The organism is Mycobacterium sp. NGS19, assembly GCF_059813155.1.
This window is the reverse complement of the sequence record NZ_JCALEB010000001.1, coordinates 329350-353436: the sequence shown is the minus strand read 5'-3', so window position 1 is coordinate 353436 and position 24087 is coordinate 329350. Positions and strand designations below refer to the sequence as shown.

The window sequence follows — 24087 nt, the reverse complement described above, 5'->3', positions numbered from 1 at the left end:
CGCGAGCGGGCGTGTCTGCACGTCGACACGCCGCGTCGGCCCGTGCAACAGCGCACCCTCGCGGAGGAGCGAGAGCCGCGGCCTTCAGTGTCTGCGCGGCTTGCGCCTGACGGCGACGCTGCCCCAGAACGAGAAGCCGCGCACCACCACGTGCGGCGCGCCCGGCACGCCGTTCCCCGCCGCGCTGTGGTCGAACGAACCCATCACACCCACGCCTTCGATCTCGACGTTGACCTCCGGCGGCACCAAAATCGTCTGCCCGCCCATGATCGAGTACGCCTTGATCTCGACTTGCGGTGACGTGAAGTCGGCGTAGCGCAGGTCGACGACCCCGCCACCCCACAGCGCGAACGTGGTCAGCCGGCCGGGGACGTTCCAGCGGCCGCGACGCTCGAAGCCGCTCATGATGGCCAGCAGCACGGTCGCCGGCGCCGGGTGGCACGGTCTGCCCGGCTGCCGTGGCCGCAACGCCGCGCCGGGGAGGTCGGCGCTGAGCCGGTCCAGCTCCTCATACGTGCGCGCAGAGTAGACCTTGGCCAACCGGTCCTCGTACTCGTCGATGCCGAGCCTGCCCTGGGCGGCGGCGTCGGTCAGCAACTGCGCGACCTCGATGCGATCGGTGTCGGCGGCCCGCAGCTCGGTGTCTCGCTGAGGCATATTGCTGGTCATCATCGCCGAGCCTACGACGTTGTCCGTGCCGCGCTCTAGAAACCCTCGAGATGGTCTCAGATGGTTCCCGACTGTGACTGCGTCGATGCGATTCTGTGCCGCAGCGGGCGCGCCGCGTCAGTCCAAGTGGGCCGTCAGCAACCACCCGGGCAAGGACTTGCGGCCATTCGGTTCGTCCCTCAGCTCGACGTCGGCCATAGGGGTGAAGCCGTCCGGCACGACGGCGTGGATGCGTGCCGGCCGGATCTCGTCGATCGTCCAGTACTTCGACACCGCGTCGCGAAGCTCGTCGGCAGTGACGGGATTGCCGGGTCCGTTGGGCATCCCCGCGCGGTCGAAGACGAGCACGAAGTACGACGCGCCCGGTGCAGCGGCGCGCACGATCGAACGCTGATAGCCCTCGCGCGCTTCGACCGGTATCGAATGGAACAGTGTGCTGTCGACGATCGTGCCGAACCTGCCGTCGTAGCCCCCGAAGTCGCTGATGTCGGCGACCTCGAACGTCGCGTTGGTCAGGCCGCGCTTGGCCGCTTCGGCGCGAGCCAAGTCGATGGCGGTGGGTGAGAGGTCCAGCCCCACGGTCGTGTGGCCCAGCTCCGCCAGCCGCAACGCAATCGCCGCCTCGCCGCAGCCGACGTCGAGCACGTCGCCGTGGAACATGCCCTTCTCGATCAGAGCGGCCAGCTCGGGTTGGGGCTCCCCGATGCTCCACGGGGGCTTGGCGCCGGAACCGAGCTCTTGAATCTCTCCGCGGTAGAAGGCGTCGAATTCGAAGTCTTGCGGTGCAGTCGTCATGACTCCATGCATATCAATGCGGTTGATATACGTCAATATGGTTGATATGGCAGACGCCGACCAACCGCTGGGCTATCTCATGCATCGGCTCATGGGCGTGCTCCGCCCGGCGGTCGCCGCCGAGCTCAAGCCGCTGGACCTCGGTCTCGCGGAATTCGTCTGCCTGCGCATCTTGGCCATGTCCCCCGGCCGGTCCAACGCGGAGCTGGCCCGCGACACCAACGTCTCGCCACAGGCGATGAACAACGTCTTGCGTTCGCTCGAGGACCGGGGAGCGGTCGCGCGCCCGGCGTCGGTGGCATCGGGGCGTGCCCTGCCCGCCGAGCTGACGGCGCATGGGCGCGCGCTGTTGAAGCGGGCCGAGGCCGCGGTTCAGCGCGCCGACGAGCAGGTGCTGGCCAACCTCAGCCGCGCCGAGCAACGGGAATTGCGAAGGCTCCTGGCGGCCGCCGCGCCGCGGCCTAGCCGCTGACCCAACGCGGCGGGCGCTTCTCGAGAAACGCGAGCATGCCTTCGCGGGCCTCCTCAGAAGCGAACAGTCGCGCCGATTGCGCGCTCAGCTTCTCGGCCCGCTCGTCGAAGCCGTCGAGGATCGCCGCCGTCGCAAGGGCTTTCGACTCGCGCAGCCCCTGCGGCGACCCCTTCGCCAGCTCGGCGGTGATCGCGGCGACGGTAGCGTCCACGTCGTCGGCGGCGAGCGTCACCAGTCCGATGCGTTCGGCCTCCTCGGCGCCGAACTTCTCGCCGGTGAGAAAGTAGCGCCCGACGGACCGCGGCGTCATCTTCGGCAACAGCGTCAGCGAGATGATCGCGGGCGCGACGCCGATGCGTGCCTCGGTGAGCGCGAACGTGCTGTTTCGTCCGGCGACGACGATGTCGCAGGCGCCGACGAGGCCGAACCCGCCGGCGCGCACGTGGCCGTCGATGGCGCCGACGACCGGTAGCGGCAATTCCACGATGGCCCTGAGCAATTCGGCGAGTTGGCGGGTGCGGGTATCCGGTCCGCCTTGGGACGCCTCCGACAAATCGGCACCCGCACAGAACGTGCCGCCGGTGTGGCCGAGCACCACGGCCCGCACGTCCGGATGGGCCGCCGCGTCACGCAGCCCCTGGTGCAACTCCTGAACGAGCCGCGAGGACAGCGCGTTGCGGTTGTGCGGCGAGTTCAAGGTGACCCGCGCCGTCGAGCTTTCGACCGCGTAGTCGACGTACCTGTTGCCCTTCGCGCTATCGCTCATCGGTGACCAGTCAGTACGAACGCGGCAGGCCGAGGGACGTCTGCGCCACGAAGTTCAGCACCATCTCGCGGCTCACCGGTGCGATGCGCGACAGCCGCGACGCGGTGATCGCCGCCCCGATGCCGTATTCCTTGGTCAACCCGTTGCCGCCCAGGGACTGCACCGCCTGGTCGACCGCGCGCGCCGACGCCTCACCGGCGGCGTACTTCGCGATGTTGGCTGCCTCGGCCGCGCCGGCGTCGTCACCGCTGTCGTACAGCGTGGCGGCCTTCTGCATCATCAGCCGGGCCAACTCGATCTCGATGTAGTTCTGCGCCAACGGATGCGACAAACCCTGGTGCGCACCGATCGGCACGTTCCACACCTGGCGGGTCTTGACGTAGTCGACCGCCTTGCGAATCGCGAAGCGGCCCATGCCAACTGCACTTGCCGCCCCCATGATGCGCTCAGGGTTCAGGCCGGCGAACAACTGGGCGATCGCGGCGTCCTCCGATCCCACCAGCGCGTCGGCGGGCAGGCGCACGTTGTCGATGAACACCTGGAATTGCCGCTCGGGGCTGATCAGCTCCATCTCGATCGGCGTATAGGTGAACCCGGGCGTGTCGGTGGGCACGATGAACAGCGCCGGCCGCAACTTGCCGGTTTTGGCTTCCTCGGTGCGGCCCACCACCAGCACCGCCTGCGCTTGGTCGACGCCGGAGATGTACACCTTCTGGCCGTTGAGAATCCAGTCGCCGCCGTCGCGGCGGGCCGTGGTGGTGATGCGGTGTGAGTTCGAGCCGGCGTCCGGTTCGGTGATCGCGAAGGCCATGGTGATCGACCCGTCGGCGATGCCGGGCAGCCACCGCTTCTTCTGCTCCTCGGTGCCGAACTTGCTGATGATCGTGCCGTTGATCGCCGGCGACACCACCATCATCAGCAGCGCGCAGCCTTGGGCGGCCATCTCCTCCATCACGATCGCCAGCTCGTACATGCCGGCGCCGCCGCCGCCGTATTCTTCAGGCAGGTTGACGCCGAGGAACCCGAGTTTGCCTGTCTCGTGCCACAATTCGTCGGTGTGCTGACCGGCACGGGCCTTCTCCAGGTAATAGTCCTGGCCGTAGTTCGCGGCCATCGCCGACACCGCCTCGCGCAGTGCCCGGCGTTCTTCGTTCTCGATGAAGCCGCTGTCGGTCATGATTGCTCCTTGTCTTCGACGTCTTCGACTCGGGCGAGCACCGCGCCGAGCTCGACCTGCTGGCCGACTTCCACTGAAACCTCGGCTACCACACCGTCTTTCGGGGATGCGACGGCATGCTCCATCTTCATCGCCTCCATCCAGACGATCGGCTGTCCGGCGGTGACGATGTCGCCCACCGCGGCGCCGAGCCGGCTCACCGCGCCCGGCATCGGCGCTACGAGGGATCCTGGCTGCAGTGCGGAGCCGGGCTCCGGAAAGCGCGGGACGACGGTGAATTCCACCGCGGCGGCGGGGGCGTCGACGTACACACGGTCGCCGTGGCGCGCCACGCGATGAGGCCGGTCGACACCGCGGACCCGCAGCACCACTTCGTCCGGAGTCGCCGAGACGAGCTGCACATCGTCGTCGGGAACATGGAGAAGCCCGCGGTCGAACCGATACCGCACGACGTGCTCGTCATCGTCGGATGCATAGCGCTTGACCTGGAAGCCGGACGGCAGGTTGCGCCAGCCCGACGGGACGGACGCCATTGCCGGTGCGGTGGCGCGGTTGTGCGCGGCGTCGGCGAGCGCAGCGGCCAGCGCGCAGTGCCGCACGGTGTCGGAGTCGGCCAGGGCGGTGCTCAACGTCGCGAGGCCGTGGGTGTCGAAGAATGCGGTGTCGGTGTCGCCGGCGAGGAACGCCGGGTGCCGCAACACGTTCACCAGCAGGTCGCGGTTGGTGCGCACGCCGTGTACGCGGGCTCGTGCGAGCGCGTCGGCGAGCAGTGCGGCGGCCTGCGTGCGGGTGGAGCCGTAGGAGATGACCTTCGCGAGCATCGGGTCGTAGTGCACCGACACCTCAGAGCCGCTGACGACGCCCGCGTCCACGCGGACACCGGGCCGGGTCAGCGGAGCGAAACTCACTTGCGAGGTCGCGATCTCGAAGGTGTGCAGCGTGCCGGCCTGCGGCTGCCAGCCGCGGGCGGGATCTTCGGCGTAGAGACGCGCCTCGATCGAATACCCCTGTCCCGCAGGCGGTTCGGGGCTCAGGCGGATACCGTCGGCGACCTGCAGCTGCAGCTCGACGAGATCGCACCCGGTGACATTTTCGGTGACCGGGTGCTCGACCTGAAGCCGGGTGTTCATCTCGAGGAAGTAGAACGCCCCGTCATCGTCGGCCAAGAACTCCACCGTTCCCGCCCCGCTGTAGCCGATCGCCGAGGCCGCCTGTCGCGCCGCGTCGAAGAGCTTGTCGCGCATGCCGGGAATGCGCTCGACGAGCGGCGACGGCGCCTCCTCGATCACCTTCTGGTGGCGCCGCTGAATGGAGCACTCCCGCTCGCCGACCGCCCACACGGTGCCATGCTGGTCAGCCAGCACCTGCACCTCGATATGTCGGCCGCGCGGCAGATAACGCTCGCAGAACACGGTGTCGTCGCCGAAGGCAGACGCGGCTTCCCGGCGTGCAGCCGCGACTTCGGTTGGCAACGAAGACAATTCGGTGACGACGCGCATGCCCCGACCGCCACCGCCCGCGGACGCCTTGACCAGCACGGGCAGTTGCGACTCGGTGACGCTGTCGGGGTCGAGTTCCTCGAGCACGGGCACGCCGGCGGCGGCCATCATCTTCTTGGCTTCGATTTTGCTGCCCATTGCTGCCACCGCGGCGACCGGTGGCCCGATCCACGTCAGACCAGCGTCGAGCACGGCGGCCGCGAAATCGGCGTTCTCCGAGAGGAATCCGTAGCCTGGGTGGATGGCGTCGGCACCCGCGGCCTTCGCCGCGGCGATCAATGCGTCTGCCCGAAGATATCCGTCGGTGCCGGGAAGCACGACGCGGGCGTCGGCCTCGGCGACGTGCGGAGAGTGCGCGTCCGGCTCGGTATACACGGCGACCGTGCGCACGCCGAGGCGGCGGCACGTGGCGAACACGCGCCGCGCAATTTCTGAGCGATTGGCAACAAGAACTGTATGCATGTTCACATCCGGAAGACGCCGAAGTTGCTGGTGCCCTCGACCGGTGCATTGGCGATGGCCGACAGGCACATTCCGAGCACTGTGCGGGTGTCGCGGGGATCGATGATGCCGTCGTCGTACAACATCCCGGACAGCACCATCGGAAGCGACTCGGCCTCGATTTGCGCTTCGACAGCGGCCTTCAGGGCCGCGTCGGCCTGCTCGTCGACCTGCTGCCCACGGGCCTCGGCGGCGGCTCGGCTGACGATCGACAGCACACCGGCCAGCTGCGCCCCGCCCATCACCGCGGACTTGGCGCTGGGCCACGCGAACAAGAAGCGCGGGTCATAGGCGCGCCCGCACATCCCGTAGTGGCCGGCGCCGTAGGAGGCGCCGATCAACAGCGAGATGTGCGGAACCGTCGAGTTGGAGACGGCGTTGATCATCATCGAGCCGTGCTTGATCATGCCGCCCTCCTCGTACTGCTTGCCCACCATGTAACCGGTGGTGTTGTGCAAGAACAGAAGCGGCGTGTTCGCCCGGTTGGCCAATTCGATGAACTGGGTGGCCTTCTGCGCCTCCTCGCTGAACAGCACACCGCGCGCATTGGCCAAGATGCCGATGGGATAGCCGTGCACGCGCGCCCAACCCGTCACCAGCGACGAGCCGTAGAGCGCCTTGAACTCGTCGAAATCGGAGCCGTCGACGACCCGGGCGATCACCTCCCGCGGGTCGAACGGGGTGCGAAGGTCGGGCGGCACGATCCCCAGCAGTTCGTCGGTGTCGAACAGCGGCTCGCTCACCGGACCCGGTGCCGGTCCGCGCTTGTGCCAGTTCAGCCGCGCGACGATCCGCCGCCCGATCCGGATCGCGTCGAGTTCGTCGACTGCGAAGTAGTCCGCCAAACCTGATGTGCGCGCGTGCATTTCGGCCCCGCCCAGCGATTCGTCGTCGGACTCCTCGCCGGTGGCCATCTTCACCAGCGGCGGCCCGGCAAGAAACACCTTCGAGCGTTCCTTGATCATCACCACGTGGTCGGACATTCCGGGAATGTAGGCGCCGCCCGCGGTCGAGTTGCCGAACACCAGCGCGATGGTCGGAATGCCCGCGGCCGAGAGCCGGGTCAAGTCGCGGAACATCTGGCCGCCGGGGATGAAGATCTCCTTCTGGGTCGGCAGGTCAGCGCCGCCGGATTCCACCAATGAGATCACCGGTAGCCGGTTCTCGAACGCGATCTTGTTCGCCCGCAGGATTTTCCGGAGCGTCCACGGGTTGCTGGTACCGCCCTTGACGGTCGGGTCGTTGGCAACCAGCAGACACTCGACCCCGCTCACCACACCGATCCCGACAACGGCCGACGCGCCAACGGTGAAGTCGGTGCCGTATGCCGCCAGCGGGCTCAATTCCAGGAACGGCGAATCAGGGTCGATCAGCAGCTCGATACGCTCGCGCGCGGTCATCTTGCCGCGGGCATGATGGCGCTCGACGTACTTGGGTCCGCCTCCGGCGAGCGCCTTTTCGAGTTCAACGCCGATTTCGGCGAGCTTGGCCGTCATGGCAGCGACGGACTCGTCGTAGGCCGGCGCGCGGGTGTCCAGGGTCGAGCGGAGCACCGTCATGACTGATATCCCAGCGTCTTGGCTGCCAGCGCAGTGAGGATCTCCGTTGTGCCGCCGCCGATTCCGAGGATCCGCATGTCGCGGTACTGCCGTTCGACTTCGCTTTCTGCCATGTACCCCAGGCCCCCGAACAGCTGCACGGCTTGGTTCGCCACCCACTCGCCGGCCTCGACGGCGGTGTTCTTCGCGAAGCACACCTGCGGAATGAGATTCGCCTCGCCGGCGTTTGATGTCGCCGCCATCGCGGCTCCGGCAAGCTGCCTCTCCACCACGTTGCGTGTGTACACCCGTGCCACGTCGACCCGGCGCGCCATCTCGGCCAGCGTGTTCTGCACCGACTGGCGCGAAATCAGGGGACGGCCAAAGGTTTCCCGGTTGCGGCACCACTCGGCGGTGATGTCCAGGCAGCGTTGCGCGCTGGAATACGCCTGCGCCGCCAGCCCGACACGTTCTGAGACGAACGCCGCCGCGATCTGCAAGAAGCCGGTGTTCTCCGCGCCGATCAGATTGGCCACCGGTACCCGGACGTCGGTGTAGGACAGCTCCGCGGTGTCCGACGATCGCCAGCCCATCTTGTCGAGCTTGCGGGTGACCTCGAATCCCGGTGTGCCCTTGTCGACCACCAGCAGCGACACTCCGCCCGCCCCCGGCCCGCCGGTGCGTACGGCGGTCACCACGTAGTCCGCGCGCACGCCGGAGGTGATGTAGGTCTTGGCGCCGTTGACGATGTAATCGTCGCCGTCGCGCCGCGCGCTGGTGCGCAAGTGCCCGACGTCGGAGCCCCCTCCGGGTTCGGTGATCGCCAGCGCGCCGATCAGCTCACCGCGCAGCGTGGGCCGGACGTACGTCTCGATCAAGCGTTCGTCGCCCGAGGCGATCATGTGCGGCACCGCGATCCCAGACGTGAACAGCGACGCGAACACCCCACCGGGTGAGCCCGAGTAGTGCATCTCCTCGCAGATGACCAACGAGTCGGCGCCGTCGCCGCCACCGCCGCCGGCCGACTCGGGGAACCCGGCGCCCAGAAGTCCGGCGTCGCCGGCTTTGCGGTGCAGCTCCCGGGGCAGCTCACCGATGCGTTCCCACTCGTCGATGTGCGGCAGTACCTCATGTTCGGCGAAGGCTCGCACGGTTTTTCGCAATTGCTCGCGCTCGGGGGTATGCCAAATGTTCATGTCAACAGTTCTTCCGGGATGTCGATGTAGCGGCTCCGCAGCCATTCGCCGAGGCCCTTGGCTTGCGGGTCGAAGCGGGCTTGGTACGCCACGCCCTCGCCGAGGATGCCGTCGATCACGAAGTTGACCGCACGCAGATTGGGCAGCACGTGACGGGTTACGGGCAGATCGGCCACCTCGGGCAGCAGCTGACGCAGCTTCTCGACCGTCAGCGTGTTGGCCAGCCACCGCCACTGGTCCTCGGTGCGCACCCAAACCCCGACATTTGCGCTGCCGCCCTTGTCGCCGCTGCGGGCGCCGGCGATCACACCGAGCGGCATCCGCCGTGTCTCGCCGAACGGCAGCGGCACGGGCAGTGCGAACGGCGGAACGGCGGCTAACTCCAAAGTCTCGGTGGCCGTGGGTATTTCGACGCGACGCCCGTCGGCGTGCACCGCGACATGGGGAACTTGTTCGGCCGGGACATGTCCGGCGGTGAACACGCCGTACACCTGGCCGTCGGCGGGCGGTGCGGTGGTGGTGAACCCGGGATAGCTGGCCAGCGCGAGTTCGACGGCAGCAGAGGAGAATCGGCGTCCGACATTCGCCGGGTCGCGGTCACGGACCACACAGCGCAGCAGCGCGCTGGCGGTCTCCTCGGTGTCGGCGTCGGGATGGTCGGTGCGGGCCAGCGTCCATTCGAGCTCCGCAGGCTTGACAGTCAGCGCCGCCTCGAGCTGCCGGCGAACCAGCGCGGCCTTCGCGTCGATATCCAGACCGGTCAGCACGAAAGTCATCGAATTGCGGAATCCGCCAACGGTGTTCAGGGACACCTTCAACGTCGGTGGTGGCGGCTCACCGCGCACGCCGCTGATCAGCACTCGGTCGGCGCCGTCCTGGGACAGCTCGATGGCGTCCACCCGCAGTGTCACGTCGGGATTGGCGTAGCGTGCCCCGCTGATCTCGTACAGCAGCTGCGCGGTCACGGTCCCCACGGTCACTGCACCGCCCGTACCGGGGTGCTTGGTGATCACCGACGAACCGTCGGACCGAACCTCGGCCAAGGGAAAACCGGGATGGGTGAGGTCGTCGATCTCACCGAAGAATGCGTAGTTGCCGCCGGTGGCCTGAGCGCCGCATTCGATGACGTGGCCCGCGGCGACGGCACCGGCGAGCTGGTCGTAGTCGGTGCGCGACCAGCCGAAGTGCGCGGCGGCCGGCCCGACGACCACCGACGCGTCGGTGACCCGGCCGGTGACGACGACGTCCGCGCCGCTGTGGAGACACTCGACGATGCCCCAGGCGCCGAGATAGGCGTTTGCGGCCAGCGGTGTGCCGAAGCCGAGTTCGGCGGCGCGCGGCAGCAGGTCGTCGCCTTCGACGTGGGCGACGGTCACCGGTACGCCCAGCCGTTCAGACAGGGCGCGCACGGCGTCTGCGAGCCCGGCGGGGTTCAAACCGCCGGCGTTCGCGACGATCCGCACCCCACGGTCGCGGGCCACGCCGAGGCATTCCTCGAGCTGGGTGAGAAAGGTCTTCGCGTAGCCGCGTTCGGGGGATTTGGCCCGGTCGCGGGCCAGGATCAACATGGTGAGTTCGGCAAGGTAATCGCCGGTCAGGAAGTCGAGCTCACCACCGGTCAGCATCTCACGCATCGCCGAGAGACGGTCGCCGTAGAAGCCCGAGCAGTTGCCGATGCGCACGGCGCCGGGTGTGTCGGCCAACGCGTCCTCCTCCCGGGCGGGTTCTCGACCAACCGGTAGGTTAGTCGATGGTTGCGCCAATGAGCAGCCAGGGCTGCGCACCGTAGGGGGGCAGGCGACGCGCGCTTTTGTTTGCGAGCCCGCTCACCAGCTATTCTGAACGGCAATCCCCCCGATCAGATGGAGAAGCTCGATCATGGCTGTGCCGAAGCGCAGGATGTCGCGTGCGAACACCCGGAGCCGTCGCGCGCAGTGGAAGGCCAAGAGCCCTGAGCTCGTCAACGTGACGGTCGCCGGCCAGCCTCACAAGGTGCCGCGGCGCTACCTCAAGGCCGCGCGGCTGGGTCTGATCGACTTCGACAAGCGCTGACACCCTCTATCCGCCCGTCATTCGGCGCGTCTCTCAGGTGCCTCTCAGGCGGTCCGTAGAGACTGGGGGCCGTGCGGATTCTTGTCGTTGACGACGATCGCGCCGTGCGCGAGTCGCTGCGCCGGTCCCTTTCCTTCAACGGCTACACGGTGTCGCTTGCGCAGGACGGCGTGGAGGCACTCGACGCGATAGCCAACGAACGCCCCGACGCGGTGGTGCTCGACGTGATGATGCCGCGGCTCGACGGCCTGGAAGTGTGCCGGCAGCTGCGCAGCACCGGCGACGACCTACCGATCCTGGTGCTCACCGCCCGTGACTCGGTGTCCGAGCGCGTGGCCGGACTGGACGCCGGTGCCGACGACTACCTGCCCAAGCCGTTCGCGCTGGAAGAGCTGCTGGCGCGGATGCGAGCGCTGTTGCGGCGCACTGTCCCCGACAACGCCGCCGAGTCCGTCGCCATGACGTTCTCCGACCTCAGCCTGGACCCGGTGACTCGCGAGGTGACCCGCGGCGAACGCCGGATCAGCCTCACCCGCACCGAGTTCGCACTGCTCGAGATGCTCATCGCCAATCCGCGCCGTGTGCTCACCCGCAGCCGCATCCTCGAAGAGGTCTGGGGCTTCGACTTTCCGACCTCCGGCAACGCCCTCGAGGTCTACGTCGGCTACTTGCGGCGCAAGACCGAGGCCGAAGGAGAGCCGCGGCTGATCCACACGGTGCGGGGCGTGGGGTATGTGCTGCGAGAAACGCCGCCCTGATGTCACCCCGCATACCGGTGTTGCGGCCGTCACGACGCGCGGCGCTTCCGGCCCGCAGCTCGTTGTCGTTGCGCTGGCGCGTGATGTTGCTCGCGATGTCGATGGTCGCGATGGTGGTGGTGCTGATCGCCGTGGCGGCCTACATCATGGTGTCGGCGGCGCTGTACCGCAACGTCGACAACCAGCTGCAGACGCGCGCGCAGTTGCTGATCGACAGCGGCGCGCTGGATGCCGATCCGGCCAAGGCGATCGAAGGTACCGCGTATTCGGACGTCAACGCGATGCTGGTGATCCCGGGCCGGGCCATCTACACCGCCAACCAGGAAGGGCAGCGGCTGCCGTTCGGGCAGCCGGAGAAGGACGTGGTCGACGGCAATCTGTTGTTGTCGTTGCGTGCCACCGGCGATCAGCGCGTGCTGGCCACGCATCTGCCCAATGGCACCACGCTGCTGATCTCCAAGAGCCTCAAGCCGACGAATTTGGTTCTGCGCCAATTGGGTTGGGTGCTGCTGGTGGTCGGCGGCGTGGGTCTGGTGATCGCCGCGGTGGCCGGCGGCATGGTGGCCCAGGCCGGGCTGCGGCCGGTGCGCAGACTCACCGAGGCGGCCGAGCGGGTGGCGCGCACCGACGACCTTCGGCCCATCCCCGTCGCCGGCAGTGATGAACTAGCAAGGCTCACAGAGAATTTCAACATGATGCTGCGCGCGCTCGCCGAATCGCGGGAGCGCCAAGCGCGATTGGTGACCGATGCCGGCCACGAGCTGCGCACGCCGCTCACGTCGCTGAGGACGAACGTCGAGTTGCTGATCGCGTCGATGGAACCCGGTGCGCCACGGCTACCGGAAAGCGAGATGGCGGGGCTGCGGGCGGATGTGCTGGCCCAGATCGAGGAGTTGTCCACGCTCGTCGGCGATCTCGTGGACCTCACCCGGGACGACGCCGGCGAGGTGGTACACGAGCCCGTCGACATGACCGAGGTGGTGGACCGCAGCCTTGAGCGAGTTCGTCGTCGCCGCAGCGACATTCAGTTCGAGGCGGACGTCGCGCCGTGGCAGGTCTATGGTGACGCCGCGGGTCTGTCGCGCGCGGTGCTCAATCTGCTCGACAACGCAGCGAAGTGGAGCCCACCCGGCGGTGCCGTCAAAGTGAGCCTGCGACAAGTTGATCCGTCACATGCCGAGCTGGTGGTCGCAGACCATGGGCCCGGCATACCGCCGAGCGAGCGGCAGCTGGTGTTCGAACGCTTCTATCGGTCAGCGTCGGCACGCGCGATGCCGGGTTCCGGCTTGGGCTTGGCGATCGTCAAACATGTGGTCATGAAACACGGTGGGCTGCTTAGGATCGAAGACACTGTGCCCGGCGGTCAGCCGCCGGGCACGTCGATCTATGTGGTGTTGCCTGGCAGGCCGATGCCCCCCACGGACGAGCCGGTCGGCCGAAAATCTGTGGATGATTCGAGGCAGCTCTCAGTGGATTCTCAGTCGAGTGTTGCACGGTAGAAGGCAACGATTGCCGCACTGAACCACTCGAGAAAGAGCGACTCAGCGAGATGACGAACCACCCGAGGTACACGCCGTCCCAGCACTCGGGGCGTTATAACGTTACGCCGCAGCAGTTCTCGTCATACGACTGGCGGTACGCAACGCAGCAGCAGTACGGTCGGCAGTCACCCGTGCCGCAGGCTCCCCAAAGCCGTTCCCGCGCAGGATTGTTCACTGCAGGCGCCGTCGCTATTGCGGTGATCTCGGCGGGAATCGGCGGCGGTGTGGCGATGGCGGTCAGGTCAGAGCATCCGAACACCACGGTCGCCACGGCGCCGGCGGCGGCACCGGGCCAGCCAGCGGCGAGCGTCCCCGCGGGATCCGTCGAACAAGTCGCGGCCAAAGTGGTGCCCAGCGTGGTGAAGCTCGAAGTGTCGATGGGTCAGCAATCCGAGGAGGGCTCGGGCGTGATCTTGACCGCGGACGGCTTGATTCTCACCAACAATCACGTCGTCGCGGCGGCTGGCCAAGCCGGGCCGATGGGTGGTTCGCCCAAGACCACCGTGACGTTCAGCGACGGCCGTACCGCGCCGTTCAGCGTGGTCGGCGCGGACCCGTCGACTGACATCGCGGTGGTGCGTGCCCAAGGTGTGTCCGGTCTGACGCCGATCACGATCGGTTCGTCGAGCAATCTGCAAGTGGGTCAGGACGTGGTCGCGGTCGGTTCTCCGCTGGGCCTGCAGGGCACCGTGACCACCGGCATCATCAGCGCCTTGAACCGGCCGGTGGCCACCGGTGGTGACGCCGGTGACCAGAACACCGTGCTGGACGCAATCCAGACCGACGCGGCGATCAACCCCGGCAATTCCGGCGGGGCGCTGGTGAACATGAACGGCGAATTGGTGGGCATCAACTCGGCGATCGCAACGTTGGGAGAGCAGTCGAGTGGGCCGCAGAGCGGAAACATCGGCTTGGGCTTCGCGATTCCCGTCGATCAGGCCAAGCGCATCGCCGACCAGTTGATCCAGACCGGCACCGCAACGCACGCGTCGCTGGGTGTTCAGGTGAGCAACGATGCGACGGAAAGCGGCGCCAAGATCATGGAAGTGATGCCTGGGGGACCGGCGGCTAACGCCGGTCTGCCGAGCGGTGTGGTGGTGACCAAGCTCGACGACCGGGTGATCGACGGCGCCGACGCGTTGGTGGCCGCGGTCCGGTCGAAGGCACCGGGCGACAAGGTGACGCTGACGTACGCCGCGCCGGGTGGGACGAAGACGGTGGATGTGACCCTGGGCGTGGCGCAGCGATGAGCCGCTTGCGCGAAGAGCAGAAAGCAGCGATGAGCCGCGTGCGCGAAGAGCAGAAAGCAGCGATGAGCCGCGTGCGCGTAGAGCAGATAGAAGCGATAAGCCGTTTGGTGATGCGCAATCGAGTGGTGAGGATGGTGACGCCGGTGTCGGCGCGCGGATATACGGTGGCATCCATGGAAAAGCCGGTGGAGTTGGTGGGCCGCGCACTTGTGGTCGTCGTCGACGATCGCACCGCGCACGGCGACGAGGAAGACCACAGTGGGCCGCTGGTCACGGAGCTTCTCACCGAGGCCGGTTTCGTCGTCGACGGTGTCGTGCTGGTGTCCGCCGACGAGGTCGAGATTCGCAACGCGCTGAACACCGCGGTGATCGGCGGGGTGGACCTTGTGGTGTCCGTCGGTGGCACGGGCGTGACGCCGCGCGACGTGACGCCGGAGGCTACGCGCGACATTCTCGACCGCGAGTTGTTGGGTATCGCGGAGGCGTTGCGCGCGTCGGGATTGTCGGCGGGTATCACCGACGCCGGGCTGTCGCGCGGGCTGGCCGGCATCTCCGGCAGCACGCTGGTGGTCAACCTGGCCGGCTCCAGGTACGCGGTGCGCGATGGCATGGCCACACTGAACCCGCTGGCGACCCAGATCATCGGCGAGTTGTCGAGCCTCGAAATCTAGACGCGGCGGCCCGCTTCACAACCGCGGAACAGCGCGTTAACAGCGGCTTTGCAAATCGTTGTGACCTTAATCACACTCGATGCCGCCATCCGTTGTGACGTTGAAGTAAGCCGCGTTCCGCAGCGAACCCCGCTCGACGGCATTTTGAACCCGGGGAAATGGCAGCGACTGCCGCTTGAGATCACCGCCCTTGCGGCCCATAAACCCTGGCAGGGAGGTTCTGGGCGCCGTTGCGCAACGACGGCCGGGCATGCCGCAGACACCCGCCGACTGATAGTCGCGGAGGCCTCCAAACCGGGCGAGCAAAGCGCCGTGAACCCAGTTGGCCGGCAATTGGTCGTGTCCCACGCGTTGCTCAAGCGGTGGAGCCGCCGTTATGTTCCTCCTGTCAACGATGAGCGATAGTTAAGGACAGCCTGAGAGCAAATCTCATTTGAGTCTCATTTGGATGTCCAACGTCGTGGTGTCAGCGGTCTGATACACCACCAAACGACACTCGGTGATCTACTTGGATCACCGGCGACATGGCTAGGGAGAACATGAAAGTTATCGGTCGAGTACTGGTGGCTCTGATCGCTGCCGTGGCGGCGCTGTTCGTGGGCACGGGCACGTCGCATGCGGGGCTGGACAATGAGCTGAGCGTGGTCGACGGCAAAGGCCGCACGCTGGTGATTCAACAGTGGGACACCTTCCTCAACGGCGTCTATCCGTTGGACCGCAACCGGCTGACCCGTGAGTGGTTCCATTCGGGGCGGGCGATCTATCACGTGACCGGCCCGGGCGCGGATGCGTTCAACGGCACCTTGGAGCTCGGTTATCAGATCGGCTTCCCCTGGTCGCTGGGCGTCGGCGTCAACTTCAGCTATACGACGCCGAACCTCAACCTGGACCAGACGGAGATCGCGCCCGTGCCGGCTCTGGTGGTCACCAGCCCGCCGCTGTTCCCCGGTGCGTCGATCAGCGCCGACCTGGGCAACGGCCCCGGCATCCAGGAGGTCGCGACGTTCTCGGTGGATGTCTCCGGTCCGAACGGAGGCGTGGCCGTGAGCAATGCGCACGGCACGGTGACCGGTGCGGCCGGCGGGGTGCTGCTGCGCCCGTTCGCGCGGCTCATCTCCAAGGACGGTGACAGCGTCACCACCTACGGCGAACCGTGGAACATGAACTGACGCCCTAGTCGCAGAGCAAGCAGAGCAATCAGCCCCCGACCGATCGGCCGGGGGCTGATTGCACCCTGGGGTGCTACGACTTGTCGGCGCTGGTCGTCTTCGCGGTGTCCGGGCTCGGGCCGGTACCGGGCCCTGACACCGACTCGTGGCGGCCGGTGCCCTGGCCGTTCGTCGCCAGCAGGTCGCGGATCTCGGTCAGGATCGACAACTCCGTATCCTGGGCCTGCTCCACCTCACCGCGCTTGCGGAAGGTGTTGTACGGCAGGACCACCAGGAAGTACACCACCGCCGCGACGAGCACGAAGTTGATGGCCTGGGTGACCACGGCGCTGAAGTCGACGACCTGTCCGCCGCCGATGTCGATCTGGAGGAACCCATATTGCCGGTTTCCGCCGGCACCCACGCGGTTGATCAGCGGCTGCAGGACCTTGGTGGTGAAGGCGGTGACCAGCGCCGTGAACGCGGTGCCGATGACCACCGCCACCGACAGGTCGACGATGTTGCCCCTGGCGAGAAACTCTTTGAAGCCCTTGAGCATGCGGTTCTCCTGTCGTTCGGTGGGCGGGCGTGCACCGAACAGTAGCCTCAGTGGAACGTCAGCGTGATCGTCTCGGTGAGGGCCACACCGGCGACCTGATGGGCGGTCGCGGCGGGCAGCGCGACCAGCACTACGCGGTCGTTGCCGGGTCCACGCTGTGAAGGTTTCGGCGAGACCAGCACCACCACGGCGTCGGTCGCCACCATGTGCGGCGCAGAAGCGGTGTCCGGTCCGGAGTTCGACGGTCCGGCCGCGAGTACGTCGACGATGTCGCCGGCTCGCAGCACGTCGAGCACTGCCGAGTCGGATAGATGCAGCGGCACGATGCGGGCATCGGGACCCGCGGCAGACGTCGCCAGCCGTGGTCCCAGCAGCCGCACGTCGGTGAGAACCTCGCCACGGCGGGCCGGCCCGGCAAGCGTCGCCCCGACGACGTCGTCGACGCCGGATCGGGCACCGTCGGGAACCGTTGGGGTCAAACGCTTTTCGACGCGCACGTCGTCAGCTGTGAGCGCGAGCCCAGGCGCGAGGTCGCGAACCGCCACCACTGCGTCGACCCGGTCACCGTCGGGGTCGGAGCGAAACGCCGCGACCGCGGCAAGCACCACCAGTGCCGCGGCGGCGACCCGGCGCCCCGCGACGGTGCGCGACCAGTCCGGCCGCAGCATCCGTGAAAGTCGATTCAGCGCAGACGGATTGAGCGATTCCCGCACGCTCTCACGCTAGGCGCGCAGCGGCGACTCCGGGAAAGTAGGTAAGCGTCCTGTGGATAACGGGTCAGCTCGCGACAGCAGCGGGCGCAGGAGAGGATTTGGCCTCGCCGTTTGACTTCGACGATGACGTCTCGCTCGATGTCGAGGACTCCGAGCTGGACTTGCCGTTGGACGAGCCGTTTGACGCCGCCCGGCTGTCGGTGCGGTAGAAGCCGCTGCCTTTGAACACCACGCCGACCTTCCCGAACAACTTGCGCAGCCGGCCTGAGCACTTCGGGCACTCGGTCAGGGCAGGGTCGGTGAACGCCTGCACCGCGTCGAACCTGTTGTCACACTCGGTGCACGCATACGAGTAGGTCGGCACAGGAACCTCCGTTAGATCAGCTTGCTAGCACTCTACCTGTTCAAGTGCCAGCGGGCCACCTGCATTCCCCGAAAACCGATCAGGCCAGCGGAATCAAGCCGAAGCCCGGCGTCAGCGCATGAGTCATCGGGATGTCGTGCGGCTCCACCGGCAGCTGCTCGACCAGCTCCTCGTCACGCACCACGGCGATGAGCCGAGCCGCCGGATCGCGGAACCTCAGCGAGCGGTCGTAGAAGCCGGCGCCGCGACCCAGCCGGGCGCCGTGCCGGTCGACGGCCAGCGCGGGCACCAGCACAGTTCGCGCACTGGCCAGCGCGGCCGGCGGCAGCCAAGGCGGGGGTGGCTCGACCAGGCCATAGGGCGCCGCGACCAGCGGGCCGGCCCGGTACCTGCACCACTGCAGCGGCAGCGGAATGCCATCGTCGGATGCCCGCGCGATCGGCAACAGAACCGAACCGCAGATCGCGACCACGGCGTCGGCCAAATCGGGATAGCCGGGCTCGGTCGACAGTGGGGCGTAGGCGGCAACCACTTCGTCGGCGGCGAGAATGGTCTGTAAGTGCCGAACCAGAGCCGCAGTTTCGGCGGTGCGCACCTGTTCGTCGACCGTTTGCCGCGCGGCAACCCGGTCGGCCCGGATACGGTCCTTTAGCGTGATCGCCACTGCGCAACGATGACAGGGGGTTCCGTCTATATGCCAGAGGAGTCACAGGGCGCGGCGTTAGGGTGTGTGCGATGACGCGACCAGAAGTTTCGATACCGCGCACGGCGGTCGTGCCTGCGGCGGGTCTGGGCACGCGGTTCTTACCCGCGACCAAGACCGTGCCCAAGGAGCTGCTGCCGGTCGTCGACACGCCCGGCATCGAACTGGTCGCGGCAGAGGCGGCGGAGGCCGGCGCCGAGCGGCTCGTCATCGTCACGTCTGAGGGCAAGGACAGCGTCGTCGCCCATTTCGTCCATGACTTGGTGCTGGAAGGCACCCTCGAAGCCCGCGGCAAGACCTCCATGCTGGCGAAGGTGCGGCGGGCGCCGGCCCTGATCAAGGTGGAGTCCGTGGTCCAGCACGAGCCGTTGGGCCTGGGACATGCAGTCAGCTGCGTCGAGCCGGTGCTGTCCGACGACGAGGACGCGATCTCGGTGCTTCTGCCTGACGACCTGGTGCTGCCCACCGGGGTGCTGGAAACCATGTCGAAGGTGCGCGCCGAACACGGCGGCTCGGTGCTGTGCGCAATCGAAGTGCCGGAATCGGAGATCAGCGCCTATGGGGTGTTCGAGGTCGAAAAGCTCTCCGACGAGGACAACCCGAACGTGTTGCGCGTCAAGGGCATGGTCGAAAAGCCCGATCCCGAAGACGCGCCGTCGCCGTACGCGGCTGCCGGCCGGTACCTGTTGGACCGGGCGATCTTCGACGCGCTGCGCCGGGTGCCGCGCGGCGCCGGCGGTGAGATCCAGTTGACCGACGCGATCGCGCTGTTGATCGACGAGGGCCATCCGGTGCACGTCGTGGTGCACCGCGGGTCCCGACACGACCTCGGAAATCCCGGCGGCTACCTCAAGGCTGCGGTTGACTTTGCATTGGATCGTGACGACTATGGCCCGGATTTGCGGCGCTGGTTGGTAGCGCGGTTGGGTTTGGAGCAGTAACTGCCTGCCGGCCGCTCATCGGTCTACAGGAAGGCATGCTGTGCGTTCGGTTGAGGAGCAGCAGGCGCGGGTGATGGCCGCGGCGGTCGCGCCGCGGCCGGTTCGCGTGGCTATCGCCGAAGCGCAGGGCCTGATGTGCGCCGAAGAAGTGGTGACCGAGCGGCCGCTGCCCGGATTCGACCAAGCCGCCATCGATGGGTACGCGGTGCGCAGCGTCGACGTGGCCGAGGCCGACGACTCCGGCGGCATCGAAGTGCGGTTGCCGGTGGTGGGCGAGATCGGCGCGGGTGCCCGCACGCCCAGCCGGTTGCAGCCCCGCCAGGCCGCGCGCGTGCAGACCGGTGCGCCGATGCCTACTCTCGCCGACGCGGTGTTGCCGTTGCGCTGGACCGACGGCGGCGAATCCAAGGTTCGGGTGTTGCGCGGGGTCCGCTCGGGTGCGTATGTGCGGCGCGCAGGTGACGATGTGCAGCCGGGCGATGTCGCCGTGCGCGCAGGCGCGATCATCGGTTCGGCGCAGGTCGGGTTGCTCGCAGCGGTGGGACGCGAGCGGGTGCTGGTGCATCCCCGGCCGCGGCTGTCGGTGATGAGCGTGGGCAGCGAGCTCGTCGACATCGCCCGCACGCCCGGCAACGGCCAGGTGTACGACGTGAATTCGTATGCGTTGGCGGCCGCCGGGCGTGACGCGGGAGCGGAGGTGACTCGCGTCGGGATCATCAGCAGCGACCCGAAAGAACTCCGCGAAGTCGTCGAGGGTCAGCTGAACCGGGCCGAGGTGGTGGTGATCGCCGGAGCCGTCGGCGGATCCGCTGCGGAAGCCGTGCGCTCGGCGCTGGCGCCGCTCGGCGAGATGGACATCACCCGTGTGGCAATGCATCCCGGCTCGGTGCAAGGGTTCGGACAGCTGGGCCCCGAGGGGGTGCCGACGTTTCTGCTGCCGGCCAACCCGGTCAGCGCGCTGGTGGTGTTCGAAGTCATGGTGCGGCCGCTGATCAGGATGTCGCTAGGCAAGCGGCAGCCGATGCGGCGGATCGTGGAAGCCCGTACGCTGTCGCCGATTTCGTCGGTGCGCGGTCGTCGCGGATATCTGCGGGGACAGCTGATGCGCGACCAGGACACCGACGAATACCTCGTGCAGGTGCTCGGCGGTCCGGGCGCGTCGTCGCACTTGCTGGCGACGCTGGCGGAGGCCAACTGCCTGGTGATCGTCCCCGCAGAGACCGAACAAATCCCGACCGGCGAGATGGTCAGCGTTGCGTTCTTGGCGCAGCGCGGCTGAATCCTGTTGGCAGTGAGCATTTTTCGCAGTAGTGGCGTCCATCCCGGGTGGCCGGCAACCGTTGGCCCGATCCGCGTTCCCGGGGGGATGGTGCGGCTGCGTCCGGTCCGGATGCGTGACGCCGCCCAGTGGAGCCGGATCCGGCTGGCCGACCGTGCGCACCTCGAGCCGTGGGAGCCGACGACGGACACGGATTGGGTTCGGCGGCAAACAGTTTCGTCGTGGCCGTCGGTGTGTTCGGGACTGCGGGGCGAAGCGCGCAAAGGCCGCATGCTGCCGTTCGCGATCGAACTCGACGGCGAGTTCTGCGGACAGCTGACGGTGGGCAACGTGACGCATGGTGCATTGCGCTCGGCGTGGATCGGCTATTGGGTGGCCAGCTCCGTCACCGGGCGTGGAGTGGCAACCGGGGCGCTGGCGTTGGGTCTGGACCACTGTTTTTCAGCCGTGCGGCTGCACCGGGTCGAGGCGACGGTGCGGCCGGAGAACGCGGCGAGCCGGCGGGTGCTCGCGAAGGTCGGCTTTCGGGAAGAGGGGCTGCTGCGGCGCTATCTCGACGTCGACGGAGCATGGCGCGACCACCTGCTGGTGGCGATCACGGTCGAAGAAGTACAGGGCTCAGTGGCGTCGACGCTGGTGCGGGCCGGCCAGGCGCGCTGGTCCTAGCCCGCGCTCTGTTACAGATGTGACAAATGTGCCTGTCGGTGCTTGCCTGTGTCGAATTACAGGTGTGTAATTGCGCAGGTCACGTGGCGCGAAAGGAGCAGGCACCATGCCAAGCGTCCCGCAATCACTCCTGTGGATTTCTCTGGTGGTGCTCTGGCTCTTCGTCTTGGTGCCGATGCTGATCAGCAAGCGCGAGGCGGTGCGGCGCACCAGTGACGTGGCGCTGGCCACCCGGGTACTCAACAGCGGCGCGAGCGCCAGGCTCAAGAAGCGAGGCCCGGCCGACGGGCACCGCAGCGACCCGGATTGGCAGCCGGTCGACGAGGACGATGACCTCGACGACGACGAAACCGCGGACAAGGCCGTCGTACTGAAAGCGGCAGACGCGACCGCGGAGCCCGACATCATCGACGTCGACATCGTCGAAGAGGACTCGGGGGCCTTGCCGGCCGGCGCGAGTCAAGCCGAAGCCGAAGACCCTGCGCCGGAGCGCGTGGCGGCCGACGCGGCCGAGGAGTCAGCGGAGGAGGCGGCCGATGACGGCACCTCCGACGAGTACGAATACGTCGAGGACACCTCCGGGCTGGAGTCAGAGGAGGACCCGCCGACCGCAGCGACGTCGGTACCGCCTCGTCGGCGGTTGTACGAGTCGAAGACCGCGGCGGCGGTCAGCGCGCGCAAGTACCGGTTCCGCAAGCGCGTGCTGTCGGCGATGTCGCTGATTTTGGTGGCGACGACGATCGCGGCGGTCACGGTGTGGCCCTCCGGGTGGTGGGCCTGTGGCGCCGCGGGTGTGATCACGATCCTGTACCTGGCGTATCTGCGTCGGCAGACCCGCATCGAGGAGCAAGTGCGTCGGCGCCGGCTGCAGCGGATGGCACGGTCGCGGATCGGAGTGCCGAACACCGCCGACCGTGAGCACGACGTTCCGGCGCGCGTGCGCCAGCCCGGCGCCGCCGTGCTCGAAATCGACGACGAGGACCCGATTTTCGAGCACCTGGACTACGCGCCGGGCCCGATGGAGTACCACCTGCCGAAGGCCGCTGGCCAGTAGGTTTTCTGGCCTGGGCGCCTCGGCTGGTAACCTGCTAGCGACCAGGGGCTATGGCGCAGTTGGTAGCGCGACTCGTTCGCATCGAGTAGGTCAGGGGTTCGAATCCCCTTAGCTCCACTTACTTCTTGTAGGGACGTCAAGCAGGCGATGTACTGCTCGCACAAACTTGTGACCAATGGGCCGCAACTGAGGCTGCCCACCGCTCTACGACACGGAAATCTGGGGCCTCGGCACTCGTCTTCAGTATCCGTCCCGTCCAGCTACCGGAAGCGAAAACTCCCTCGGATACGCCTGATTCAGGTGCCGCCAGGACTGGCAGCTGAGCTGCTACAGCCATCCCTGTCTCGGTATGCAGCCAAGGAGAAGTCAAGGTGCCAGCCACGTTCGCCTCTTCCTTCGTGCCAAGTCGCCAGCCACCCGAGTGGATCGTCAATTGCCGGAATCCCAATACGAGCACGCCGTCACACGAACCGAAGAGTCGCAGTAAGTCTGGCCAGGGATCGTCGCGGTACGACTCTCGACGAAGTTGTTCGACCGAGAAGTCGAGAGTCGACAGATAGTCATGCCACCAGTCGCTGATCTTCTGCTGAAGTGAAGTAAGCCCCGAAGGCTGGCAAAGGAAAATGACAGGACTCATCGGAGCTGCCCTAAGGCACCATTGCTCCCGGTATCCCTACCAGATCGTTGTCCAGCAGGTTCGCCACTTCTTCAGGGATCCCTTGCGCGCCCGCAAAATTGGCTCCCTCGATCTTCGCGCCGCTGAACTTTGAGCCGGTCAACTGTGCCTCACGAAAGTCAGCGTTCTGACAATTTGCTCCCTTGAGTACCGTACCTTCAAGAATGGCCCTATAGAACACGGTGTTTATGGCGGTCACATCTCTGAAAGATGCGCCGGAGCAATTGGATTCGAACAAGTCGGCACCGGAGAGATCGACGGCCCGCTTTTCGTCAGGCTTCCTCCCGATGTAGGCGTTTTCGAGGTGGCAGTTCTGCAGATCCGCTCCCACCAAGTCATTCGCGTAATGCAGGCCGTCCGCTAGCACTTTCCTGATGCGAGGCGATTTCTCGGCTCGCAGCATGCCGGCGATCACCTCTATCGCCTCTTTGATGTATGGCGTTCCCGCCGCTCCTTGTTCGGTATGTTCGTCGAAGAACCGTCGCAGCAAAACCGCTCCGGTCATTCGCACTGTTTCGTTGTCGGATGCGATTCTGTCTACCGTGAGGGCAAATGATGCCCCTACTGCAGCCCGAACGTCTCTCCTGCTTCGGTAATTGAAGTACTTCAGGATTCCGAGGAAAGCGGCAAGGGTAGCTCCGATGACAGCGATTGCTCCCTGAGCGGCTTGCCACATCGAAGCCCCTTTCTGTGGAAGCGCACCACAAGGTGAAAAATAGCGGCTGAATATTGATTTGCGGTGGTGGCGCGCCGTCACAGAAGGCCATGCGACGCCGTAAGCGCTCTGCGTACCTGCAACCGCCAACCGGACAACGGCAAAATGAATGGCTTCGGAGCGCGGTGTTTCCGTAGACCTGCACGCGGGCGGTCTTGCCGTCGCGGATCGCTGACATGCGTCTCGCGGAGCACCACTATGTCGCCCTAGATACTCGCCGAGTTCTGGCTGATCAGCGTTCACATGTCGCCGGCACCGAAGCCTTTGACCAGCTGATCGGCCCGAAGAGCACGGACGTGCGGCCGGCAAACCCCTACGGTGACCACGCCGATCTCACTCGGCCAGGCTCGACTGCAGGGCGACCATCGGTGGCAAACAGCTGTC

The 24087-nt window shown here is 66.9% G+C and carries 24 protein-coding genes and 1 tRNA gene; 12 read left to right on the top strand and 13 right to left on the bottom strand.

Features of this window, described 5'->3' with window-relative positions; all coding sequences use genetic code 11:
- Positions 1–84 precede the first annotated feature (84 nt).
- A complete protein-coding gene (locus AC5Y4N_RS01780) occupies positions 85–669 on the bottom strand; it encodes a DUF1707 SHOCT-like domain-containing protein (protein WP_499906492.1) in 585 nt (194 codons plus the stop codon).
- Positions 670–786: 117 nt separating this feature from the next.
- A complete protein-coding gene (locus tag AC5Y4N_RS01775; RefSeq protein WP_499906490.1) occupies positions 787–1464 on the bottom strand; it encodes a class I SAM-dependent methyltransferase in 678 nt (225 codons plus the stop codon).
- Positions 1465–1501: 37 nt separating this feature from the next.
- On the opposite strand from AC5Y4N_RS01775, the gene AC5Y4N_RS01770 reads away from it, so the two are divergent.
- On the top strand, positions 1502–1936 hold the full coding sequence (locus tag AC5Y4N_RS01770; protein ID WP_499906488.1) for a MarR family winged helix-turn-helix transcriptional regulator: 435 nt from the start codon (positions 1502–1504) through the stop codon (positions 1934–1936).
- On the opposite strand, the gene AC5Y4N_RS01765 is transcribed toward AC5Y4N_RS01770, so the two are convergent.
- The 6 genes from AC5Y4N_RS01765 to AC5Y4N_RS01740 are packed head-to-tail and all read right to left on the bottom strand — an operon-like array spanning position 1926 to position 10295.
- Positions 1926–2702 carry an enoyl-CoA hydratase family protein gene (locus AC5Y4N_RS01765; protein WP_499906485.1) on the bottom strand — a complete coding sequence of 259 codons (777 nt, stop codon included), beginning with the start codon at positions 2700–2702 and terminating at the stop codon, positions 1926–1928. The genes AC5Y4N_RS01770 and AC5Y4N_RS01765 overlap by 11 nt on opposite strands.
- Before the next feature lie 10 nt (positions 2703–2712).
- On the bottom strand, positions 2713–3879 hold the full coding sequence (locus tag AC5Y4N_RS01760; protein ID WP_499906483.1) for an acyl-CoA dehydrogenase family protein: 1167 nt from the start codon (positions 3877–3879) through the stop codon (positions 2713–2715).
- Positions 3876–5840, bottom strand: coding sequence for an acetyl/propionyl/methylcrotonyl-CoA carboxylase subunit alpha (locus AC5Y4N_RS01755; RefSeq protein ID WP_499906481.1), 1965 nt, complete (start codon positions 5838–5840; stop codon positions 3876–3878). The genes AC5Y4N_RS01760 and AC5Y4N_RS01755 overlap by 4 nt, the downstream gene beginning before the upstream one ends.
- A gap of 2 nt (positions 5841–5842) precedes the next feature.
- Positions 5843–7432: an acyl-CoA carboxylase subunit beta gene (locus tag AC5Y4N_RS01750; protein WP_499907440.1), complete on the bottom strand. Its 1590-nt coding sequence runs from the start codon at positions 7430–7432 to the stop codon at positions 5843–5845.
- Positions 7433–7434: 2 nt separating this feature from the next.
- Positions 7435–8613, bottom strand: a complete 1179-nt coding sequence (locus AC5Y4N_RS01745; protein WP_499906479.1) for an acyl-CoA dehydrogenase family protein — start codon at positions 8611–8613, stop codon at positions 7435–7437.
- Entirely contained in the window at positions 8610–10295 is a 1686-nt protein-coding gene (locus AC5Y4N_RS01740) for an acyclic terpene utilization AtuA family protein (protein ID WP_499907438.1), read from the bottom strand. The genes AC5Y4N_RS01745 and AC5Y4N_RS01740 overlap by 4 nt, the downstream gene beginning before the upstream one ends.
- 196 nt (positions 10296–10491) lie before the next feature.
- Here AC5Y4N_RS01740 and rpmF point away from each other — a divergent pair, with 196 nt between their 5' ends.
- From rpmF to mspA, 6 genes are all read left to right on the top strand, one after another.
- Positions 10492–10665, top strand: a complete 174-nt coding sequence (rpmF, locus tag AC5Y4N_RS01735; protein WP_499906477.1) for a 50S ribosomal protein L32 — start codon at positions 10492–10494, stop codon at positions 10663–10665.
- 71 nt (positions 10666–10736) lie between these two features.
- Positions 10737–11423: a response regulator transcription factor gene (locus AC5Y4N_RS01730; protein ID WP_499906475.1), complete on the top strand. Its 687-nt coding sequence runs from the start codon at positions 10737–10739 to the stop codon at positions 11421–11423.
- On the top strand, positions 11423–12922 hold the full coding sequence (locus AC5Y4N_RS01725) for a HAMP domain-containing sensor histidine kinase (RefSeq protein WP_499906473.1): 1500 nt from the start codon (positions 11423–11425) through the stop codon (positions 12920–12922). Before AC5Y4N_RS01730 ends, AC5Y4N_RS01725 begins: the two co-directional genes overlap by 1 nt.
- A gap of 50 nt (positions 12923–12972) precedes the next feature.
- Positions 12973–14214: a S1C family serine protease gene (locus tag AC5Y4N_RS01720; protein ID WP_499906471.1), complete on the top strand. Its 1242-nt coding sequence runs from the start codon at positions 12973–12975 to the stop codon at positions 14212–14214.
- 131 nt (positions 14215–14345) lie between these two features.
- Positions 14346–14885: a MogA/MoaB family molybdenum cofactor biosynthesis protein gene (locus tag AC5Y4N_RS01715; RefSeq protein WP_499907436.1), complete on the top strand. Its 540-nt coding sequence runs from the start codon at positions 14346–14348 to the stop codon at positions 14883–14885.
- Between the two features lie 539 nt (positions 14886–15424).
- Positions 15425–16054, top strand: coding sequence for a porin MspA (mspA, locus tag AC5Y4N_RS01710; protein WP_499906469.1), 630 nt, complete (start codon positions 15425–15427; stop codon positions 16052–16054).
- Positions 16055–16127: 73 nt separating this feature from the next.
- Here mspA and mscL read toward each other — a convergent pair whose 3' ends face one another.
- The 4 genes from mscL to AC5Y4N_RS01690 all read right to left on the bottom strand — a co-directional run bounded on the left by mscL (position 16128) and on the right by AC5Y4N_RS01690 (position 18333).
- Entirely contained in the window at positions 16128–16592 is a 465-nt protein-coding gene (mscL, locus tag AC5Y4N_RS01705; RefSeq protein ID WP_499906466.1) for a large-conductance mechanosensitive channel protein MscL, read from the bottom strand.
- 47 nt (positions 16593–16639) lie between these two features.
- Entirely contained in the window at positions 16640–17305 is a 666-nt protein-coding gene (locus AC5Y4N_RS01700; protein WP_499906464.1) for an SAF domain-containing protein, read from the bottom strand.
- A 64-nt stretch (positions 17306–17369) separates the two neighbouring features.
- Positions 17370–17669: an FmdB family zinc ribbon protein gene (locus tag AC5Y4N_RS01695; RefSeq protein WP_499906462.1), complete on the bottom strand. Its 300-nt coding sequence runs from the start codon at positions 17667–17669 to the stop codon at positions 17370–17372.
- Between the two features lie 79 nt (positions 17670–17748).
- Entirely contained in the window at positions 17749–18333 is a 585-nt protein-coding gene (locus AC5Y4N_RS01690; RefSeq protein WP_499906460.1) for a 5-formyltetrahydrofolate cyclo-ligase, read from the bottom strand.
- A gap of 71 nt (positions 18334–18404) precedes the next feature.
- Here AC5Y4N_RS01690 and AC5Y4N_RS01685 point away from each other — a divergent pair, with 71 nt between their 5' ends.
- From AC5Y4N_RS01685 to AC5Y4N_RS01665, 5 genes are all read left to right on the top strand, one after another.
- Complete coding sequence (locus tag AC5Y4N_RS01685) at positions 18405–19313, top strand: UTP--glucose-1-phosphate uridylyltransferase (protein WP_499906458.1); 909 nt, start codon at positions 18405–18407, stop codon at positions 19311–19313.
- A gap of 40 nt (positions 19314–19353) precedes the next feature.
- Positions 19354–20592: a molybdotransferase-like divisome protein Glp gene (gene glp / locus AC5Y4N_RS01680; protein WP_499906456.1), complete on the top strand. Its 1239-nt coding sequence runs from the start codon at positions 19354–19356 to the stop codon at positions 20590–20592.
- A gap of 12 nt (positions 20593–20604) precedes the next feature.
- Positions 20605–21258: a GNAT family N-acetyltransferase gene (locus tag AC5Y4N_RS01675; protein WP_499906453.1), complete on the top strand. Its 654-nt coding sequence runs from the start codon at positions 20605–20607 to the stop codon at positions 21256–21258.
- Between the two features lie 106 nt (positions 21259–21364).
- A complete protein-coding gene (gene sepX, locus AC5Y4N_RS01670; RefSeq protein ID WP_499906451.1) occupies positions 21365–22312 on the top strand; it encodes a divisome protein SepX/GlpR in 948 nt (315 codons plus the stop codon).
- A gap of 44 nt (positions 22313–22356) precedes the next feature.
- Positions 22357–22429, top strand: a tRNA-Ala gene (locus tag AC5Y4N_RS01665).
- Between the two features lie 530 nt (positions 22430–22959).
- On the opposite strand, the gene AC5Y4N_RS01660 is transcribed toward AC5Y4N_RS01665, so the two are convergent.
- The gene (locus tag AC5Y4N_RS01660; protein ID WP_499906449.1) at positions 22960–23745 is read right to left on the bottom strand and encodes a pentapeptide repeat-containing protein; all 786 of its coding nucleotides are present in this window, start codon (positions 23743–23745) and stop codon (positions 22960–22962) included.
- Between the last annotated feature and the right edge of the window lie 342 nt (positions 23746–24087).